3 protein-coding genes are annotated in these 2,542 nt (G+C 77.0%); 2 read left to right on the top strand and 1 reads right to left on the bottom strand.

Annotation, left to right across the window (positions count from 1 at the left end; all coding sequences use genetic code 11):
* Window positions 1–352 precede the first annotated feature (352 nt).
* Window positions 353–643 carry a hypothetical protein gene (locus AC0CYZ_RS08005; protein ID WP_472214046.1) on the bottom strand — a complete coding sequence of 97 codons (291 nt, stop codon included), beginning with the start codon at window positions 641–643 and terminating at the stop codon, window positions 353–355.
* 303 nt (window positions 644–946) lie between these two features.
* On the opposite strand from AC0CYZ_RS08005, the gene AC0CYZ_RS08000 reads away from it, so the two are divergent.
* Both AC0CYZ_RS08000 and AC0CYZ_RS07995 read left to right on the top strand, forming a co-directional pair.
* Window positions 947–1,657 (top strand): GNAT family N-acetyltransferase, encoded by a 711-nt coding sequence (locus tag AC0CYZ_RS08000; RefSeq protein ID WP_472214044.1) that lies wholly within the window; start codon window positions 947–949, stop codon window positions 1,655–1,657.
* A gap of 97 nt (window positions 1,658–1,754) precedes the next feature.
* Complete coding sequence (locus tag AC0CYZ_RS07995) at window positions 1,755–2,468, top strand: LppM family (lipo)protein (protein ID WP_472214042.1); 714 nt, start codon at window positions 1,755–1,757, stop codon at window positions 2,466–2,468.
* Window positions 2,469–2,542: the final 74 nt, after the last annotated feature.

Genomic DNA, 2,542 nt, shown 5'->3' with positions numbered 1-2,542 from the left:
GCTCCGCATGCGCTCCGGGCCGGGGGTCTGGGACCTCCGGTGGCTGACCTGACCGTTCCCGAGGAGTCCGGGAGGACACCATGACGATCCCGACGATGCCCGCCGCCACGCCCGACCCGCGGCCGGAGTCCGCGAGCCTGTTCGACACCGGCCTGACGCACGTGCCCCGGGGGAGCCACCGCGGCCGCCCGGCCGGCGGGTCCGCGTCGGGCGGGCGTGGTGGCCGCCCCGGGGCGTGGGCGCGTGCGCCAGGCCGGTGTCGAACAGGCTCGCCGACTCGGGCCGGGGTCCGGGCGTCGAGGCGGGCATCGTCGGGATCGTCATGGTGTCCTCCCGGACTCCTCGCGAACGGTCAGGTCAGCCACCGGAGGTCCCAGACCCCCGGCCCGGAGCGCATGCGGAGCACGAACTCCCCCGGCGGGAGGTGCGGCTCGTCGGACCGGCGGGCCAGCACCCGCCAGCACCGGCACCGGTCTCCCCCGACGGGCATCATCGAGCGGAACGGCCAGCGCGACTGCTCGATCCACCGCTCCTGGACCTCGGTGACCAGGTAGTGGCTGTCGCGCCGGTTGGGGCGGCGGTGGAACTCGACGGGATCGCCGTCGACGCACCGCACCTGGACCGGCGAGGGGCTTCGAACCATGCGTCCTCCACGGCGGCGCTCCCCCGCCCCGGCGTAGCGCGGGACGGGCCTGGGCTGCCACCGTGGGGAAGCCGGCGGCGCCCGGGTGCGGCGGGACGCTTCCCCACGGCCCGCCACACCCGGAGTCGAACACCTGTTCGACTCCCACGAGTGAACCGTGCCTCCGGGCGCGCGTCAAGTCGGCCGCCCGGGTGCCTTTCCGTGGGGCCGCGACCCGTCTCGACGGGCGTGATGAGATGGCGTGATGGACGGGGAGGCGCGGATCCCGGCGTCGACGGTGGCGGGCCGCGAGCGGGGCCCGCGGTGACGGCCGCCCCGGAGGAGGCCCGCCTGGTCGACCTCGAGCCGGTCGAGCTCGCCGGGCGGCTCGACGAGGCCCTCGACCTGTACGTCGCCGCCATGGGCTACCCGGCCGGGACGGCACGGCAGCGGGCCCCGATGTGGCTCGAGCACTCCCGGCGCCCCGGCTGGCGGGCGGTCGCCGCGCTCGACGAACGGGACGTGCTGCGCGGGATCGCGTACGGCTACCCGGGGGCGCCCGGGCAGTGGTGGTACGAGGAGGTGCGCCGCGGACTGCGGCGGGCGGGTCGCCCGGCCCGCTCCCCGTCGGGCGGACGCCTCGGCGCCGGCCTCGGGCGCCTGCTCGGGGAGTCCGGCGGCGGCACCGGGCACGCGGCGGCCCCGGGCTCCGGGTCCGACCTCGACCCGTGGCCCCTCGAGGGCGACCCCGAGAGCTACCTGGCCGACTACTTCGAGCTCACCGAGCTGCACGTGCGCACCGACGCGCAGGGACACGGCCTCGGCCAGGCCCTGCTGCGGCGGCTCCTCGACCGCGCCGACGGGGGCCACGTCCTGCTCTCCACCCCGGAGGCGCCCACGCCCACGCGGGCCTGGCTGCTCTACCGCCGCTGCGGGTTCCGCGACCTCCTGCGCCACCACCGGTTCTCCAGCGACCCTCGTCCGTTCGCCGTGCTCGGCCGCCCGCTCCCGCTCGGACCCGAAACCCCGTCCTGACGCGGGCCACGGTCCGGCCGGCGACCGACGGCACACCTCCGGGCGCGCCGTGGTCCGGTCGCGGGGCGGTGTCGGACCCGCCTGGCACGATGTCGCCGTGCCGTCGTCCCCCCGCTCCCGGGAGCGTCCCGCCCGGCCGCGTCCCGCCACGCGCCGGCGCTCGGTGGTCCTGCTCGCCGCGATGCTCGCACTCGTCGCGCTGCTCGGCACCGGGTGCGTGCGCGTGCGGGCGGGCCTCGCGGTGTCCCCGCAGGACACGGTGTCGGGGACGATCGACGTCGGGACCCCCGACGGCGCGCCGGGCGGCACCGGGCCGCCGCTGCAGGTGCCGTCGGATCTCTCCGGAGACGTCACCGTCACCCGCTACGACCAGGACGGCTACATCGGCTCGCACCTCGCGTTCGAGGACCTGAGCTTCGACGACGTCTCGCGGCTGCTGCCCCAGATCAGCCCGACGACGTCGTCGGCGATCCGGCTGCAGCTGCGGCGCGCGGGGGACCGCGTGATCCTCTCGGGCCAGGTCGACCTGACCCGGCTGTCCCCGGAGAGCGCCGACGTCCAGCTCAAGATGGCGTTCCCCGGTCCGGTCCGCCAGACCGACGGCACCGTCTCCCAGGGCGTCGTCGGGTGGACCTTCACCCCCGGCGAGGTCGGCGAGGTCAACGCGGTCGCCGAGTACCCGGACCCCAACGCCCCGTCGTGGGTGGGCTGGGCGCTGCTGCTCGTCGTGGTCGTGCTCGGCGCCGCGGGCGTGGTGTTCGCCCTCGCCGCGGCCACCCGCCCCCGGACCGACCGCCGGGCGCGGCGCTAGGACGCGGGCTGGGCCGCGACGCCGAGGCGCTGCACCACGTCCACGACGGCGGGGTGCCGGTTCATGCTGATGTA

This window comes from Actinomycetospora sp., assembly GCF_055612215.1.
This window is presented reverse-complemented; position numbering and strand designations above follow the sequence as displayed.

Coding starts and splice junctions, on each gene's coding strand:
- AC0CYZ_RS08005 (WP_472214046.1), bottom strand. CDS start 643: ATGGTTCGAAGCCCCTCGCCGGTCCAGGTGCGGTGCGTCGACGGCGAT.